This is a genomic window from Vibrio taketomensis, assembly GCF_009938165.1.
GTDB classification, from domain to species: Bacteria; Pseudomonadota; Gammaproteobacteria; order Enterobacterales; family Vibrionaceae; genus Vibrio; species Vibrio taketomensis.
Genome location: NZ_AP019649.1, coordinates 1792556 through 1809703 on the forward strand (window position 1 = coordinate 1792556; position 17148 = coordinate 1809703).

Annotated in this window: 14 protein-coding genes; 7 read left to right on the forward strand and 7 right to left on the reverse strand. The window is 43.9% G+C overall.

Features of this window, described 5'->3' with window-relative positions; translation table 11 throughout:
- Positions 1-7 precede the first annotated feature (7 nt).
- Positions 8-871 (reverse strand): hypothetical protein, encoded by an 864-nt coding sequence (locus Vt282_RS08185; protein ID WP_162046146.1) that lies wholly within the window; start codon positions 869-871, stop codon positions 8-10.
- 371 nt (positions 872-1242) lie between these two features.
- Between Vt282_RS08185 and Vt282_RS08190 the strand changes: the two genes are divergently transcribed.
- Genes Vt282_RS08190 through Vt282_RS08200 form a run of 3 tightly spaced genes read left to right on the forward strand, consistent with a single transcriptional unit; the run spans position 1243 to position 3524 of the window.
- Complete coding sequence (locus Vt282_RS08190; protein WP_162063106.1) at positions 1243-1947, forward strand: CDP-alcohol phosphatidyltransferase family protein; 705 nt, start codon at positions 1243-1245, stop codon at positions 1945-1947.
- A complete protein-coding gene (locus tag Vt282_RS08195; RefSeq protein WP_162046145.1) occupies positions 1940-2872 on the forward strand; it encodes a phosphatidate cytidylyltransferase in 933 nt (310 codons plus the stop codon). The genes Vt282_RS08190 and Vt282_RS08195 overlap by 8 nt, the downstream gene beginning before the upstream one ends.
- A gap of 10 nt (positions 2873-2882) precedes the next feature.
- Positions 2883-3524, forward strand: coding sequence for a lysophospholipid acyltransferase family protein (locus Vt282_RS08200; RefSeq protein WP_162063107.1), 642 nt, complete (start codon positions 2883-2885; stop codon positions 3522-3524).
- A 43-nt stretch (positions 3525-3567) separates the two neighbouring features.
- On the opposite strand, the gene Vt282_RS08205 is transcribed toward Vt282_RS08200, so the two are convergent.
- From Vt282_RS08205 to Vt282_RS08215, 3 genes are all read right to left on the reverse strand, one after another.
- Entirely contained in the window at positions 3568-4023 is a 456-nt protein-coding gene (locus Vt282_RS08205) for an outer membrane beta-barrel protein (RefSeq protein WP_162063714.1), read from the reverse strand.
- Between the two features lie 176 nt (positions 4024-4199).
- Positions 4200-8129 (reverse strand): ATP-dependent RNA helicase HrpA, encoded by a 3930-nt coding sequence (hrpA, locus tag Vt282_RS08210; protein ID WP_162063108.1) that lies wholly within the window; start codon positions 8127-8129, stop codon positions 4200-4202.
- Between the two features lie 108 nt (positions 8130-8237).
- Positions 8238-9557 carry a MipA/OmpV family protein gene (locus Vt282_RS08215; protein ID WP_232055038.1) on the reverse strand — a complete coding sequence of 440 codons (1320 nt, stop codon included), beginning with the start codon at positions 9555-9557 and terminating at the stop codon, positions 8238-8240.
- Positions 9558-9666: 109 nt separating this feature from the next.
- On the opposite strand from Vt282_RS08215, the gene Vt282_RS08220 reads away from it, so the two are divergent.
- From Vt282_RS08220 to Vt282_RS08235, 4 genes are all read left to right on the forward strand, one after another.
- Complete coding sequence (locus Vt282_RS08220) at positions 9667-10086, forward strand: VC1380 family protein (protein ID WP_162063109.1); 420 nt, start codon at positions 9667-9669, stop codon at positions 10084-10086.
- Between the two features lie 97 nt (positions 10087-10183).
- The gene (locus Vt282_RS08225) at positions 10184-12109 is read left to right on the forward strand and encodes a metallophosphoesterase family protein (protein ID WP_162063110.1); all 1926 of its coding nucleotides are present in this window, start codon (positions 10184-10186) and stop codon (positions 12107-12109) included.
- Between the two features lie 58 nt (positions 12110-12167).
- The gene (locus Vt282_RS08230) at positions 12168-12626 is read left to right on the forward strand and encodes a tellurite resistance TerB family protein (RefSeq protein ID WP_162047537.1); all 459 of its coding nucleotides are present in this window, start codon (positions 12168-12170) and stop codon (positions 12624-12626) included.
- A gap of 397 nt (positions 12627-13023) precedes the next feature.
- A complete protein-coding gene (locus tag Vt282_RS08235; protein ID WP_162063111.1) occupies positions 13024-14727 on the forward strand; it encodes a methyl-accepting chemotaxis protein in 1704 nt (567 codons plus the stop codon).
- Positions 14728-14825: 98 nt separating this feature from the next.
- Here the strand turns inward: Vt282_RS08235 and Vt282_RS08240 are convergent, their stop codons facing one another.
- The 3 genes from Vt282_RS08240 to Vt282_RS08245 form a co-directional block, all read right to left on the reverse strand.
- Positions 14826-15356, reverse strand: a complete 531-nt coding sequence (locus Vt282_RS08240; RefSeq protein ID WP_162046137.1) for a 3'-5' exonuclease — start codon at positions 15354-15356, stop codon at positions 14826-14828.
- A 100-nt stretch (positions 15357-15456) separates the two neighbouring features.
- Positions 15457-15837 carry a GGDEF domain-containing protein gene (locus Vt282_RS21495; protein WP_332057959.1) on the reverse strand — a complete coding sequence of 127 codons (381 nt, stop codon included), beginning with the start codon at positions 15835-15837 and terminating at the stop codon, positions 15457-15459.
- A gap of 88 nt (positions 15838-15925) precedes the next feature.
- Positions 15926-16981 carry a CHASE domain-containing protein gene (locus tag Vt282_RS08245; RefSeq protein ID WP_332057927.1) on the reverse strand — a complete coding sequence of 352 codons (1056 nt, stop codon included), beginning with the start codon at positions 16979-16981 and terminating at the stop codon, positions 15926-15928.
- Positions 16982-17148 lie beyond the last annotated feature (167 nt).

A 17148-nucleotide genomic window follows, 5' to 3' on the forward strand; every position in this document is an offset into this window, starting at 1 on the left:
CGACAAATTAAATGTCTTGATAACCTAGCTTCTCAAGATAGGTTTTGACATAAGTGTTTTGCTCGATACTTGAGATATCATTGGCAAATGCTTCTTTAAGCGCTTCATCTTTAGATAATGAACGTTCAAACACTTTACCGCTCGAGCTCACAAAGTCGATGCTAGAGTGCTTTAATACTGGCAGATCATCACTACTCATTGTCCATTGGAAGCGTTGCGTCGCATCAATGAAATCATAGTCACCAAACTTATCATCAATTAATGAGGCTATCTTTCTATCCATTTTCTCTACAGCTGCGTAGTAACGCTTCATCACTGCTTGCTCGCTGAATTTCGCTAACAATTGAGTTTCTTCACCAATTTTCTGGTTTAGCTCATTAATATAAGTCTGATACCTTTCAATGCGCTCTATCTTATACTGGTACGCCAACGATTCAGGGTGCAATGACTCCATTTCCACCTGAATATCTGCGATTTTATCTTCAGCACCTTGACGTTCTAATTCCCATTTGGCGATTTTTTGCGGTACATATTTAGGAATATCTAAATGCCATTGATAATGGCGTTCAATATCTTGATAACGGCGATAAAATTGCTTTTCTTTCATTAACTCTGGCTGGAGATCATGAACAGTTTGCAAATATTGATTGGCGCCTTTTAGGTGACATTTATATTCAACGATACGTTCACCGGCTAGAGTTTCAAATTCATTCCACTCAACACTATTGCACAACTTGCGCTTATCTAACGCACTGCCTACCGAGACTTTGTCATCAAAAGCAGAGTAACTTGCTTTTACTATCTCTGTACTGGTTTTACTACAACCGCTAATGACTAAAACGGAGAGTAGCGCGATTCCAACCTTACTCATATACATCCCACTAATACCAAAAATATCACTCTTCCATGCTATGTGTTACTTGTCTGCTGTTAGTATATTTATAGGTACAGAACTGTGTTCAAACCACGGCACTCAAATCTAATGAGTATATTAATCACAACCCAAGCACCATGATAGTCATACACAGTCCACTTTTTCGACGAGCCTAACAAAATTATCATCTCGAATTAAGTTTGCACTGAAAATGCCTATCAATAACGTTAGAAAATTACGTTTTTCACGTATCTCAGCTTGACCAACCGAATGAGCTTTCGAGGCAGCACACTTTTTTACAAACGGTTTTTTTAAGCACAAGGTCAAATCGGTATAGTAAGACAACTTAAAACCGACAAATTTTGATTATGGATGATCAACAAGAAACCAATCGTCGACCTTTGGCCGTGCGCGATATCTCTCTCACACGAAAAATAGCCGTATATTTAAGCCAAAAGTCCATTTCCCCCAACCAAATTTCCATTATGAGTGTGGTGTTTGCACTTATGGGTTTATTGGTATGTGCAGCTTATGCACTTTATCCCAACCCGTTGCTGTTATTGCTATTCGCCATCACGATTCAAATGCGCTTACTCTGCAACTTATTTGACGGCATGGTTGCGGTTGAAGGTGGGAAAAAAACACCCGCTGGAGAGCTATTTAACGATGTTCCCGATCGGCTCGCCGATCCTATCATCATCCTAGGTGCAGGGCTGCTTACTCATTCCCAATTTGGCATGACCTTGGCCTGGATAGCGGCGCTGTTGGCGGTGTTAACCGCATACATTCGAGTTCTTGGCGTTAGCATGGGATGCCCTGCCGACTTCCGCGGCCCTATGGCCAAGCAGCACCGAATGGCGTTGCTTACCGGCAGCTCATTGACGCTAATGCTGTTGACTTGGAGTGAAATCTTGCCCTCTCTAAGCCAATATCTGTTTGATTTCGCAATGATGATTATGGCGGTAGGCTGTGTCGTCACCTGCTGGCGACGGTTACAGTCTATCTTTCGATTTAAACAAAACCTAGTCAATGAGGAATCATTAGGCAATCGCAAGGAGCCAAAGCATGGCTAATATTCCAGTACATTCTTTGCACATGATGATTGCTATTGTTGGAGTGCTGACTTTTGGTACTGCTAGCTATCTGTTTTTGTCTCGATTTAAGCCCGAAAATAACTATCAAGAGTTAAAATTACGCATTCGCTCATGGTGGTGGATGATCGGTATCGTCTTCGTGGCGCTTGCCTTACCCACTCGTTATACCTTAGTGTTCGTCGCTTTCTTGAGTTTTATGGCGCTTAAAGAGTTTTTATCGATAGTACCTACGCGTATGACCGACCGCCGAGTCATTTTCTGGGCATACCTCTCTATTCCTTTTCAGTACTACTGGTTAGCGACTGAATGGTACGGAATGTACATCATCTTTATTCCCGTTTACATGTTTCTCTACCTCCCGATGGTTGCGGTGCTAATTGGCGATACCAAAGGTTTTATTCGTTCTGCTGGAATTATCCATTGGGCACTGATGTTGACGGTATTTTGTGTCAGCCATATGGCGTATCTATTGGTATTGGAAAGCAAAAATCCTGACGCTGGCTCTATGGGAATGTTGCTATTTTTGTTGGTCTTCACCCAATTCAATGATGTGTGCCAATACGTATGGGGTAAGTCATTTGGTAAACATAAAATCGTGCCAAAAGTCAGCCCTAATAAAACCTGGGAAGGGTTTGTCGGTGGTGCGGGAACAGTCATTGTGATCAGCTATTTTGCGGCGCCCTATCTCACGCCTTTGACCGCAGAGCAAGGGTTAGTTGCTGGAATGATCATCGCCTTTAGTGGCTTTATCGGCGATCTCGTGATCTCATCCGTCAAACGTGATCTTCAGATTAAAGACACCAGTCAATTCATTCCGGGCCACGGTGGAATCCTCGATAGAATCGATAGCTTGATGTTTACCGCCCCACTCTTTTTCCACTATATCTACTATCTCTATTACTAAGGGTAAGACATTGAAGATATTCAAGTTTCTGTTTGTTTTATTGTTGGTAAAACCGTTGATCTTTGTCGGATTAGGGCTGAACATTATTAATCGACAGAATCTGCCAAACAAAGGCCCAATTATCGTTGCGGCCAACCACAATAGCCACTTAGATACGTTGGTGTTGCTGGCTCTCTTTCCGATCAGCATGGTTCACCGAGTTCGTCCTGTCGCCGCCGCTGATTACTTCCTAAAAAATCGCCTTACTGCTTGGCTGTCGTTAAACGTGCTCGGTATTATTCCGATTCAACGCTCACCTAGTAAATCTCAACGCAGTGCGATTTTTGATGAGTGCCATCAAGCGCTTAACCAAGGTGATATATTGCTTATTTTTCCAGAAGGAAGTCGTGGAGAGCCGGAAGTCATGAGTGGATTAAAAAAAGGCATATTTCACCTCATGCAAGGCCATACTGACTGCCAAGTACTACCTGTAGTCATGCGAGGGTTAGGCAGAGCATTACCCAAAGGGACTGCCATGTTTGTTCCATTTAATTGTGATGTCATCATCGGCGACGGTATTGATAAATTTAATAACGCAGATCACTTTCTCAATGTGATGCAGCAGCAATACGACCAACTGGCGAGCGCTTGTATCGTCACCCAATGCGAATAGAAAAAAGCCCAGCAATTGCTGGGCTTAAATATCGTTGATTTGATTATAGGAAGTGGAATGTCGCGTTAAGAGACAGAGTTTTCACTTCTTCTTTATCCATTTCAAAAATGTTGTAGCTTGCGCCAACTGAAACTGGTCCAAATAGGAAATACTCAGCGCCTACACCGTACATTAGATCCACATCATCATCTGACAGACCAGCAACATTAGAACTTACGTCCCACTTATGCAGACCACCTTTCGCATAAACATGCAAAGGACCGAAGTCGATGCTTGGTTTTACTGCAAAGTAAACTGAATCCGCATCAAATGTCACACCGTGGCGTTTAAATTCGCCATGGTTTTGGTAACCCACTTCTAGACCAATCAGCGGCAGAATACCTGTACCAGCATGTACGCCGTATGAGGTTGTCTCATCACCCATAAAGTCTGATTGACCAACGTTTACACCGCCGTAAATCCAAGAATCAGCCGAAGCTGTCGCAGATGCGCCTAACAGTGCTAACGCGAGTAGTGTCTTTTCATAATTAACCTTCTCTTATTATTATTTCCGAGCTCGGCAACCTATTGCCGATTCTCTGACACATTTGCCATTGTTGGGACAATAAGCAATTTTTATACCGCATTGATGAACGGTATAAAAAAGCCCCACATAGGGGCTTTTACATCAGGAGTTTAACAAGCGTCGATCGCGTTCTGAACTCGCTTATCCGACACTGGATACGGCGTACCGAGTTGCTGAGCAAAGAAACTCACGCGCAGCTCTTCAATCATCCAACGAATCTCTTTCACGTTGTCAGGAATAGCCATTCCTTTAGGAATCTTGTTCAGCAATTCTTTGTAGTCACTCACGACCGACTCAATCTTCAACATATGAAGGCGATCTTTGTTTGGATCGATTGGTAACTTCTCCATACGGCGCTCAATGGCGCGCATGTAACGCAGAATATCAGGCAGGCGTTTCCAGCCACATTCCGTCGCAAAGCCTTTAAAAATCAAACCTTCGATTTGCGCTTTGATATCTGACAATGCAAACGCCATAGTGAAATCAATTCGACCTTTCAGCTTCTTATTGATATTGAAAGCCGTGGTCAAAATCGTTTCTACTTGCTGGGCGATATCCACAACGGTATCACCCAGTTCAGCGCGAATGTGCTCTTTCATTGCTTCAAACTGATCTGCTTGCCACACCAAACCACCCTGCTCTTCGATAAGCTTATCGACGCCACAAGCGATACAGTCATCAATCAGATCCATCACTTTGCCATACGGGTTAAAGTACAAACCCAGTTTCGACTTATTCGGCAAGTTAGTATGCAAATACTTAATTGGCGATGGCACGTTTAGCAATACCAGACGGCGTTGACCTGCTTGCATCGCAGACAACTGCTCTTGCTCGGTTTCGTAGAGCTTAATTTGCACACTGTCTTTGGCATCAACAATCGCAGGGTAGGCTTTTACGTCATAGCCACCACGTTTTTGCTGGTAGACTTTAGGCAATTCACCAAAGCTCCACGTATGCAAATCTTGCTGCTCGATATCGTCGTCCGCGACTTTTGAAAGCGTCTCTTGTACTTTATCTTTCAGACTTTCTTTGAGCTCATGCAGATCTTTGTGCTCTTTGAGCTTGCGATTGCGATGATCAACCGCACGGAACGTCACTTTAAGGTGCTCTGGTACTTGCTCTAAGTTCCAATCGTCACGCAACAGTTCCACGCCAGTCATGCGACGCAGTTCTTTTTCCATCGCATCAAGCAACGGCATTTCCATTGCTGTGACACGCGCTAAGAAGGCATCGGCGTAGTTTGGCGCTGGCACAAAATTCTTACGTAACGTTTTTGGCAGCGACTTAATCAAGCTGACCACAAGCTCATGGCGCAACCCTGGGATCTGCCAATCAAAGCCAGCAGTTTCAACTTGGTTTAAGATCGGCAATGGCAGGTGTACCGTGACACCATCACTATCTTCACCTGGTTCAAATTGGTAGCTCAACTTAAGTTTCAAACCGTTTTGATGCCAGAAGTTCGGATAATCCAAATCAGTTACATGGCTAGCATCGTTTCTAAACAGCATCTCTTTTTCAAAGTTCAGCAGTTCAGGGGTCGCTTTAGAGGCTTTCTTCCACCACGTATCAAAGTGTTTACCCGACACCACTTCGGTGCCAACACGTTGATCGTAGAAATCAAACAGCTCGTCATCATCCACCAAAATATCGCGGCGACGTGATTTGTGCTCAAGCTCTTCAACTTCCTGTAGTAGCTTACGGTTTTGTTTGAAGAAAGCGTGTTTGGTTTCCCACTCACCTTCCACCAGCGCACTGCGGATGAACAGTTCACGACTCACGTTCGCGTCGATGTTACCGTAGTTCACTAAACGTTTTGCAACAATCGGCACTCCGTACAGCATCACTTTTTCGTACGCCATTACCGCCGCGCGTTTTTTCGACCAGTGAGGCTCACTGTAACTGCGCTTGATAAGATGCTTAGCAAGTGGCTCAATCCATTCTGGTTGGATCTTGGCGATAATACGGCCCCAAAGCTTTGAGGTTTCGACCAATTCCGCCGACATGACCCACTTAGGCTGCTTCTTAAATAAGCCCGATGCAGGGAAGATATGAAAACGTGCGTTACGTGCACCTTGGTACTCGTTCTTCTCTTGGTCTTTGATACCAAGATGAGATAGCAAACCGACTAAAATCGCCGTGTGAACGCCTTGGTAGCTCGCCGCTTCTGTATTGAGCTTGAATTCCATCTCACGCATTGATTGGTGAATTTGGAAGTACACATCTTGCCACTCACGGACACGCAAGTAGTTGAGGTAATCGAGCTTACACTGTTTGCGGAATTGGTTACTGCTCAGCTCTTTTTGTTGTTTCTGAATGTAATCCCACAAATTAACAAAGGTTAAGAAGTCGGAATCTTCATGGAAGAAACGGCGATGCTTATCATCTGAAGACTGCTGCTTATCACTTGGACGTTCGCGTGGATCTTGAATAGACAACGCCGCCGCAACAATCATCACTTCTTTGAGTGCACCATATTTTGGTGCTTCAAGCACCATACGCGCTAGGCGTGGGTCAATCGGCAGACGCGCTAACTGACGGCCAACCGGTGTTAAACGTTTCTTCGGATCTTTCGCTTCAGCGTTAATCGCACCTAACTCTTCAAGCAGGCGCACACCATCTTGGATATTGCGTTTATCTGGCGCTTCAACAAATGGGAAGGCTTCGATATCACCCAAACCCAATGCTGTCATCTGCAAAATAACCGAAGCTAAGTTGGTACGCAGAATTTCTGGATCGGTAAACTCAGGGCGAGAATTGAAATCAGCCTCTGAGTAAAGACGAATACAGATACCCTCTTCAACACGACCACAACGGCCTTTACGTTGATTCGCACTCGCTTGTGATACTGGCTCGATTGGCAGACGTTGTACCTTAGTACGGTAGCTGTAGCGACTAATGCGCGCGGTACCTGGGTCAATGACATATTTGATGCCTGGTACCGTTAGTGAGGTTTCCGCTACGTTCGTTGCCAGTACAATGCGACGCCCTGCATGAGGTTGGAAAATCTTGTTCTGCTCGCCGGCTGAGAGTCGAGCGTACAGCGGCACAATTTCCGTACTCTTAAGGTTACGTTTCGCTAATGCATCGGCAGTATCACGAATCTCGCGCTCACCGTTCATAAAGATCAGGATATCGCCGTAACCTTCATCACACAGCTCATCTACCGCCTCAAAGATGCCTTCTAGCTGATCACGATCGTCATCGCCTTCTCCGCTAAGCGGACGATAGCGAGTTTCAACCGGATAAGTACGACCAGACACTTCAATGATTGGTGCATTGTTGAAGTGCTTAGAGAAACGTTCTGGGTCAATAGTTGCCGAAGTGATGATCACTTTTAGGTCTGGACGACGTGGCAACAACTCTTTTAGGTAACCAAGAATAAAGTCGATGTTGAGGCTACGTTCATGCGCCTCATCGATAATGATAGTGTCGTATTGATTCAGAAAACGGTCGTGCTGAATTTCAGCCAGTAGGATACCGTCTGTCATCAACTTGATTTGCGTGTTTTCGGAGATCTGATCGTTGAATCGAACCTTGTAACCAACAAATTCACCAAGCTGAGTGCGCATCTCTTCGGCAATACGGCTGGCAACAGAGCGAGCCGCAAGACGGCGAGGCTGCGTGTGACCAATCAGACCAAATTTGCCACGGCCAAGCTCTGCACAAATTTTTGGCAACTGCGTAGTTTTACCTGAACCCGTTTCACCCGCAACGATCACTACTTGGTGCTCTTCAATTGCTTTAGCAATATCGTCTTTTTTCTGGCTAACCGGTAACAGTTCTGGATATTCAATCGTGATTGGCTGCGCACTGCGCTGCTCGACTTCCATCATCGATTGAGCGATATCTAATGCGATCTCATCAAACACGGCATTACGTGCCGCATCTTTCTTAATTTTACTTGCGCCGGCAATGCGCTTACTCAAACGGAAGCGGTCGCGCAGCATGCATTGTTCTAATGCCTTACGCAAAGAAGCCGCACTGTTTGCTTGTGCTTTTTGCGTTGGCAGAGAATCTTTATTCGGCTGTGACGAAGTCAAAGCGTGTCCTATTATTTTTTCTTATCAAAACTACGAAGATTGTATCACAACTTCGCCTATCAACATGCGTTGATGCTATGGATATCTCATCAAGCAGCAACTTGTTGGTTAAAAATCAAACTGAAGGTAAAGCGTGTTGTAATTACTGCCACCTTTAATTCGGCCAAATTGTGAGGCTTTCTCAAATATCGCACTGCGATGGTGAAGTGAATAACCAAACCAAACATGTTGCCAATCAGATTGATTGAACAAATCACCAACGTTGACATCCAGCGAGAAGTCCAAGTAATTCAATAGATGGCTTGGTGTATAGCCTTTGCGCTCCATTTCACTCGCTTCGATATAAGTGATCCGGTCGATATAAGATAACCCTTCCGCAACACCAAAACGCCAGCGTATTGGCCAATCAAAATTAAAATACGCCTTAATTGCCGCGATATATTCGGTGCTCGAATCTTGCACCTGAGATGACCAATGATGTGCGATGCCCGGTGTGAAATAGATGTCAACAGGATAACCAAATAACTCATCGGTTAACGGGTGACCATAAAACAGTGAGGTCATCTGGTTATTGAAAGGATCTTTCTCACGAGCGAAAGAAAAGATATCGCCGATATTAGAAGGCGTCGCCCAACCATGTGCGATACGAACATAACGTTGATTAGTTAGTTCAGATTTACGTGGTTGCGATTTATCAGGAAAGAAACCAAAACCAAACATCACTTCCGCTTCGTAGCGATCATCGACTCCGACGGCTCTATATGCATTATCATCTAGGCGTGTCACACTCGTTGAACCAAGCAGATAGAGATTTGAAGTGACATGGTAACGAGCTTCCACCCCTAGATTGACATCCACCCCCGCACCTATATTTTGCCCGCTGAACTGGTCAAAAGCGTAGTAGCGACTGTTAAAATCGGCATCCTTGTAGCGCAACGTCATTTGGGGTTCCAGTTGCCAGTCGCCAAATTCGTATTCTGCGGTAGCACGCAAATTGGCGTGCATCCTAAAGGCTTCATCAGCCATCAATTCCCAATCAAGGTGCCAAGTGTCATTGAGTTTCTGGCGTAATTGCAGACCAAAATCGGCTGTGTCCCCTTGATTAGCATTTTGCACCGATGCAGGCAGGTCAACAAAGCGCATGCGCGTTAATGCATTCAACTCCAAGCGCTTATCTTCCCATGCCGCAACATGAATGCCTCCTTCGAGACCATCGATAAACACATAATCATTGCCGAAATACATCATTGGCACGAAAGTCGAAACGCGTTGATCACCAATCGTGGTGTCAAAAGGTACCGACGCGACTCTATACATGGCCGCAATTCCCCACTCCTGCTCCGCTTGAGCGGCATAAGCAGTGAAAGAAAAAGTGCTCCAAGCACAGATAGCAAGACGAAAAATTGGAGGCGAGTAGAAATTTGTCATTTTTTTAATCAAAACAGGCAGCAATTTATTGAATCAGCGACTTTGTTCTTATGTTTCCAACAGATACGACGTTATTATACAAGTATACAATCTCTGCTTACTAAAAAACGTGAAAATTTCTGAACTAAAGAATTTGCTTGAAACTCTTCCCAATACTGATGACTTAAACGTCGTCACTGGTGATGAGTGGTTACCAGAGCAACTGATTTCGACGTCGGTCGTTGATGACATGCTGTTTCTCGAATTTGATAACGCCCCTGATGAGATCCAAGGTGAAGAAGCGCGAGGCTTCGTTGAGCACGAGATTGACGTCATTCGAAACACGCTAACGCGGATTATGCTGGCCGAGATTGAAGATAATGACAAAATCGATGCGTTACTTAATCTCTTTTTGCTCGGTCATGAACTGGGCAGTTGTGAATTTATCGAAGCGCTTGATGAAAGCGAACAACTCACCATCGCTGAAGAAGAAAAACAATACCAAAGTGACGTCAAAATTCAGGATTCTGAACCCTTATCATTGACCTAAGTTCATGCACAGCCACGGTTAACAACTGCAAGCTTCTTGAGGTTACTTGGGTATATGACATAATCGGCTGATATAATTGATTGAATTTGAGTCAATAATGAGCGACACCTCCCAACTTCCGCTGGTTTTAGCTGGCCCGCTACTTAGAAAAACCACAACCAAACAATTAGTATTTTGGCTCGTAACTCGCGAGCCCTTGCACGGTGATTTTAATCTTTATGCGGAAGCCGACAATGCGGTGATTTTTACGGCATCGCTGGCTAAATGCCAGCAATTACGCTTGGGTCAACATGCCTATCTCGTACTAGCCCAATTTTGCGGTCAGTTTCCAGCTAACGTAGCCCTAAGTTACGATTTCACCACACAATACGGCAACCTCTCAGCGCTGCAGTCAGAATTGCTCTATGCCGGTGAGTCAAGGCCGACTTTTAGAATCTCTACTCAAGCCGATTACGTACTGCATGGCTCTTGTCGCAATCCACATCACCCATCCAAAGACGCTTTGGTTCAAGCCGATCTCAACGTCTCACAGCAAGAGCTGTCCCAACGTCCAGATATGCTCATTATGAGTGGCGATCAAATTTATGCCGATCATGTGGCAGGACCAATGCTTGATGCCATCCATCAAGTATGTCAATTGCTCTGCTTAAGAGACGAAGTTTTTGATCAAGCGCCAATCCGTTCAAGCCAAGAGTTACGGAATCATCCCTATTGTTATTATCTCCGTGATAAATTGCTGCCAAGCTACAACGACACCAGCCACTGGCTCAATCGTGTATTCATGCCCAAATACACACCTATTTTTAGTTCGCGAGAATGTGAAAATCATCTGATTAGCTTTAGCGAATTCATTGCTATGTACCTGCTGGTTTGGTCACCAGCACTCTGGCAATGCATCAATGTGTCAAGACTCGAGCAGCAAGGGTTTATTCATGCAGGGCAATCTCTGTCAAAGGCTGCCATTCATCAGTGGCACCAAGAAAAACCGCAGATCGATAACTTTGTTGATGGACTAACCGCTACCGCACGCTTAATGGCACATATTCCGACTTACATGATCTTTGATGACCATGACATTACGGATGATTGGAATCTCACGGTTGGATGGGAGCACGCTGCTTACAATAACCCATTTGCCTCTCGAATTATCGGCAACGGGCTCATCGCCTATTGGTTATGTCAAGGCTGGGGAAATGAGCCTGATAATTTCCCAAATGAAATATGGCAGTTGGCTCAACAATACCTAGATGCTCCTGAGTTGGAGCCAAATTCCCTGACTCACCATGATAATTTGATTCAATATTTGTATCGGTTTGAGCATTGGCACTACACCATCGAAAGCTCACCAAAAGTGGTGGTACTGGATACACGCACACGCCGCTGGCGCTCAGAATCTCGAATGAATAAGCCTTCAGGATTAATGGATTGGGAAGCCTTAATTGAGTTTCAGCAAGAGCTCATGCATCAAGACAAAGTGATTGTGGTTTCGGCAGCACCAATGTTTGGGGTGAAGTTTATCGAGGCATTACAAAAAAGTATGACCGTACTCGGTCAGCCACTTTTGATCGATGCAGAAAACTGGATGGCTCATCCCGGCAGTGCTAACACACTACTCAGTATTTTCACCCACACCAAAACGCCAAGCAATTTTGTTATATTGTCTGGCGATGTGCATTATTCCTTCGCTTACGACATCAAACTAAGATTCAGAAAATCGAGCCCTAATATTTATCAAATCACATGCAGTGGATTTAAAAACCAATTCCCCGAACCGCTATTGGCGATATGTGATCATGTTGACCGCGCACTTTATTCACCGCGATCACCACTCAACTACCTCACCAAACGCAAGCGTTTAAAAGTATTCAAACGCGATCCTGACTTAGCAGGTAAACGCCGCTTAGTGAACCGTAGTGCAATCGGTGAACTCAAATTAGATAGCCACGGTAAACCCAGTCAAATATCCATTTTGACAGGTGAAGGAGAGCGAGTCTCTTTCCCTCCTATTGATCAGGACTTGTGATCTGAATCAAATACCACTATCTATAACACTATGAAGCAACTAGTTAGTGACAGGAATCATGCTCAATTCGATTACCAAACTGTTTAAACAACTGCTGGAAGGACAAGACCTTAGCGACCAGCATAAATCTGACCCCAACTTGGCAATTGCGTGTTTGCTGTGCGAAGTAGCAGGTGCCGATCATCAAATTGATGCCACCGAAGAGGCAGCAAAACACAAACTTATCGGGCGATTACTTGGATTAGATGCCAGTCAAACTGAGGTGCTATTAAGCCGCGCGCAGGCGAAAGCTAAACAGTCAGCATCGCTTTACGAGTTTACCTCGCAGCTGCGTGAATTGAGCCAAGAAACGCGTTATGCCTTGATTCAGGCGATGTGGGAAGTTGCGCACGCTGATGGTGAAATTGACCCTTTGGAAGACGCGGTGATTCGTAAAAGCGCTGAACTTTTGTACGTCGACCATAGTGAGTTCATTCGAGCCAAGTTGTCCGTTACTGATAGCAAAAGTAACCAGTAACAACACAAACACTCAATATTGATTAAAAGTCTCATTGCGATGGGACTTTTATTTTTGCTCATTGATTAACCACCAATTAAGCTGTGTCTCAATAGAATCAATTATCTAGTGACAAGCCATCCATTCAAATCAGCAACACCAAAATCTTTTTGTCATTACTATCAATAGTCATTGTGTTGTTATTCTGACAAACCTAACAATAACCTGCCCTGCAGGTATTTCTTTGTTTATCACCAACTTAAATTCTATTGCAAAATGTAATCTATAAAACCATTACATTTTGTTTGTAGGTACATCACATACAGCTCCGACAACTCACTCTATTATGTTGCCAATCAATCACATACGGATATAGGCCACAATGAAATCAGTGTCGTTTAAGGCAAAACTCTACAGTATGGTAATAAGTATTATCACTGTTACCATCATCACCAGTTATATTAGTGCCAACCACTTTATCGAAAACTATATCGAAACAAGTGAAAGCCAAACGATCAATGCTCAGATGCGACTGATCGACCGTGGTATTTCACAAAATATTGCCGACACGATACGACTGGCGGAATCCCTAGACGTCAGTCTACTTCAAGTCGCAAACACAATTAGCAAAACTGATTTCAACAACATTATCAAAATCTCTTTCGGAATCATTTTTGACAAAAACGGCATGAATGAAGACGAGGCAGCGGCAAAGCGTTATAAAGACATGTTTAACGCAACCAATGGTAAGTTAGTCATTAGTGATGTGTTTTATCACGACAATAAACCTATGGTGCGAATCATCGTGCCTCAAGATGCGGAAACTGGCACCATTTATGAACTTAACCTTCAGTTCCTCACCGATTCGTTAAACAGTGCTGCAATTCCAGGCACTTACATGGAATTGTATGATGCGAGTAATAACCAAGTCTTCTCCAATCTGCAGCCAGGTGACTTAATTGAGCAATCTATTCCTATTAAAGTGCTTGATAAAAACTGGACACTCAAAGCTTATATTAACCAAGAATATACTGAACAAAACGCCGCGGCTGTCAGCCAAAAAATTACTTATGCACTGCTCATCGCGGCGATAGCTTTGGTTCCACTAAGCATGCTATTAATTCAGCTTCTATTTAAACCAATCGCATCGTTAACCCGCGTCGTGCGTGATCTAGCTAGCGGTGAAGCCGATTTGACGCAGAGACTGAATGTTGAATCTCAAGATGAATTTGGCGCAATTTCTAAAGATATCAATACCTTTATTGCTCAGTTGCAACAATTGGTCGGAAATGTCGTTCAATCGTGTCATGAGACCAGCAGCTCAATCGATCACTTAGAAAAACAAACCACGGAAAACAAACGTTTATTCCAATCGCATCAAGCTGAGATGGATCAGATGGTGACATCGATACATCAAATGAGCGCATCGTCCGATACGGTGACGAATGATGCACAGCTTGCAGCTGAACACACGGAAACGGCAAATAATGCAAGTAATCAGTCAAAGCGTGTTATGCAAGAGGCACTCACGAGCTTAAAAGCGTTAGTTGCTGAAGTAGAGAATACTTCTGAAGCCATCATCGCAATGAGCAAAGATACTCAGAAAATTGGCGATACATTGGTCGTTATCGGTGACATTGCCGAGCAAACTAACCTATTAGCCCTCAACGCCGCTATCGAAGCCGCCCGAGCAGGTGAACAAGGCCGAGGATTTGCTGTAGTGGCAGACGAAGTGCGTGCCTTAGCCTCTCGCACACGACAAAGCACCTCGGAAATCAACGAGATGCTGGCGAAATTACAAGCTGGTAATGCGGCTGTGGTAGCGAATATGGAAAATACCAAGCATCGCTGTAAGATTTACGAAGAACAGACCCATGACGTTAATGGCTCTCTAGACTCAATGATGCAATTTACCAATGACATCAACAATCTAGTAGCACAAATCGCGTCATCAGCTAAAGAGCAAAGTACGGTTTCTGAAGAGATAAACAAAAATATGCTGCGCATTCAAGATATGGTGCATACCTTGGTCAGTAACGGTGAACAAACCTCTGAAAATGCGAACGAACTTAAAGGTCGTAACTTTGATCTACTGAAAACCGTACAACAATTTAAAGTGTGAAGCACCGCTTAACTACAAACCTTCTATAAAAAAGAACCCCACGTAAATGTGGGGTTCTTTCTGTCTGATGTTATTGCTTCTATGGTAGGAAATATAATTTAAAGCATCGTTAGCGCTAGTTTGGCAAGATTATAAGCATCCACGTAGCCTGAATGCTGACGCCCTTCCCACTCGATATTCTTCGCTTCTTGCGCCGCTTTATGCCCAATTCGTTTATCTTTAAGACGGTTCTGAATACGGTACAAGGTGGCAAGATTAACGTATTCGTTGAATGGCATTTCCAAGCCTTTGGCGGCACACTCTTGCGCTAGAATTTGGTCGTCACGTCCCCATGCCGCGTAAATTTTATTGGCACCACCGAAGTTTTTAATCATTGATTTGATCACTTCGGCTAAAGGACGACCCTGCTTCTCGATTTTGCGCGGGGTAATTCCAGTCAATTCCGCACAGAACAGAGAAACTTCGTCTTGCTCTGGTTTTACATAGTATTGGGCGCGTTTAACAATTTCACCTTTGACTAGATCGATCTCTGCCAAGCCGATTTCAATGATTTCGCCGGTCGTACCAACACCATTTTCATTCCAGCAGCACATTTCTAGATCGAAACAAACGATTCGGTTGTGATTCATGACTCGCCCGATAAGGTTGTAACTAAAGAGTGAAATTCTAGCCTAAAGCCGCTGACAACCCAAGTCTGGACGCACCATGACAATACTGTTCGCGCAGTTGTTAGGCGATTGATACTCTATTTCGCCCAGCATTCTTACTCATGTATAGCTGGGCATCAGCAAGTTGCATGATCTGTTCTGCGTCTTCTTGATCCCTAATTGCAGCACCAATACTAATACTGCATGTTGCGGCTTCACCATTAAGACATATCGTATTTTGCATCATCGCAAGACGAATAACTTCAAGATATTCCTCTAATTGCCCTCTATCGGTTATGGCGGTGATGATACAGAACTCATCACCACCTAAACGAGCGACGATATCATCACCAATTAGGCAATTTTTAACCGTATTCGCTACATGACATAGCATTTGGTCGCCGCCAAGATGCCCGAAACTATCATTAACTTGTTTAAATTCATCGATATCAAAGCCAATCAGCGAAAACTTCTATCATCGATAATGGCTTGCGAGATAAATTGGTTAAACGCTCGGCGGTTGTAAATTGACGTCAAGGAATCATGTTCAACTAAGAAACTGATTTCTTCTGTACAATTTTCAATGAATCGGCGAGATGGGAATGTGCGCGAATTTGTAGAAAAACAATGTAACTCAGCAGAATGGCAATGACGACACCACCAGAGGCAATTGCGGCGAGAATGAACTCATCGTTAGCGGTGATATTTTTGTTTGAACGAAACTCAACCGCCCACTGACGGTTAGGCAGATCGATGATCGTCTGCACGGAAAAGCCATAACTATCCTTCCAGTTCGCACTCTCAAATAGCACCGGATCATCTTCAGCATCAAAGCCAAGATCTCTCACTTGAACCTCTAACTGATTACTAGAAACCGTACGTTTTACCAAGTTCTCAAAGTAATACGATGTACGAATCACACCGATTACGACTCCGAGCAACTCCTGATTATTTTCGGAATCAAATACTGGGTGATAAACCAAGATACCATCTTTTTTGCCAGTCTTTTCTAAACTGTCTTGCAACAAGCGAACTTTATCAGAAACGGAAACTTGCTGATGGACACGAATATTGTCCAATACCAATTGGAATCTCAAGCGTGCATCATAAAAACCTAGGGTATGACGCGTTTGAGCGGTGATTGGATAAACGTAACGAGCAACAAAAATAGGTTCATTGTTTTCTAGGACGTAACCATCAACTCGAGGTTTATCTTTGGGAATGGTGTAAATCTGATAGTCTGGATATTGCTGGCGAACTTCAGCCACAAACTGGTCAATATCACGCTTCTCAACTCTTTGCATCCACTGCATGGTAATCAAGGTATTGGACGATCTCACCAATTGTTGAGCAAAGGTGGGGAATTTTGGCCACTCGCTCGGATCAACTGAGTAGAAGAAGTTAGCCCCTGCGCCGATTTGGTCTAAATCATTATCAACAAACTCTTTAAGAATCTCTGTTTGTCGCTGAGCCATACCAGTGAACCAACGCTCACTGTAGTTGTTTTGCAGCTGGTACGCGTAAAAGGTGATGCTAAACGTCACTAAAATGGTAGTGATAAAGGTTAAACCTGCGTATAGATACTTTTTGTCAATTGTCGTTTTCATGCTCGCGCACTGAAGTGCATGTTCTTATTGTTCTAGAGCAATCATTCTACTCTCTCCCTATCGAGGACTACATCACTTATTGTGTAAACTTCATCCAAAAGTTGCAATCAAACAACGTTTTCTTACTCAGTGAGAAAATTCATTGTTTAAAAACAAACCAACCAGTG

Excerpts from the sequence above, each read along its gene's own strand:
- Vt282_RS08235 (WP_162063111.1), top strand. The coding sequence starts at position 13,024 with ATGGTAATAAGTATTATCACTGTTACCATCATCACCAGTTATATTAGT.
- Vt282_RS08245 (WP_332057927.1), bottom strand. The coding sequence starts at position 16,981 with ATGAAAACGACAATTGACAAAAAGTATCTATACGCAGGTTTAACCTTT.
- Vt282_RS08225 (WP_162063110.1), top strand. The coding sequence starts at position 10,184 with ATGAGCGACACCTCCCAACTTCCGCTGGTTTTAGCTGGCCCGCTACTT.
- Vt282_RS08190 (WP_162063106.1), top strand. The coding sequence starts at position 1,243 with ATGGATGATCAACAAGAAACCAATCGTCGACCTTTGGCCGTGCGCGAT.
- Vt282_RS08240 (WP_162046137.1), bottom strand. The coding sequence starts at position 15,356 with ATGAATCACAACCGAATCGTTTGTTTCGATCTAGAAATGTGCTGCTGG.
- Vt282_RS08185 (WP_162046146.1), bottom strand. The coding sequence starts at position 871 with ATGAGTAAGGTTGGAATCGCGCTACTCTCCGTTTTAGTCATTAGCGGT.
- Vt282_RS08215 (WP_232055038.1), bottom strand. The coding sequence starts at position 9,557 with ATGACAAATTTCTACTCGCCTCCAATTTTTCGTCTTGCTATCTGTGCT.
- Vt282_RS08195 (WP_162046145.1), top strand. The coding sequence starts at position 1,940 with ATGGCTAATATTCCAGTACATTCTTTGCACATGATGATTGCTATTGTT.
- Vt282_RS08230 (WP_162047537.1), top strand. The coding sequence starts at position 12,168 with ATGCTCAATTCGATTACCAAACTGTTTAAACAACTGCTGGAAGGACAA.